This is a genomic window from Amazonocrinis nigriterrae CENA67 (genome assembly GCF_016056305.1).
Lineage (GTDB): Bacteria > Cyanobacteriota > Cyanobacteriia > Cyanobacteriales > Nostocaceae > Amazonocrinis > Amazonocrinis nigriterrae.
Window position 1 is genome coordinate 40,248 of record NZ_JAECZC010000029.1, and the last position, 227, is coordinate 40,474.

Annotated in this window: 1 protein-coding gene; it reads left to right on the forward strand. The window is 41.4% G+C overall.

The annotated features are described in order from the left end of the window. On the forward strand, positions 1-227 hold a 227-nt coding region (locus I8748_RS16085; protein ID WP_198125585.1), incomplete at both ends, for a TMEM165/GDT1 family protein.

Sequence of the window (227 nt, forward strand, 5' to 3'; positions counted from 1 at the left end):
CTGAATACCAGCCAGAACTAAAAGACAGCACCGAATCTAACTTAACTACTGCAACCGTTGAACAACTCCAGCCTGTAGTTGCTGATAGTCCAAAAAAGCAAGAATCAGCAGCGGTAATTTTTGGTACTACCTTCATCACTATATTTCTTGCAGAGATTGGAGATAAAACTCAGTTATCCACTCTGTTAATGAGCGCACAATCTCATTCGCCGTGGGTAGTGTTTTGT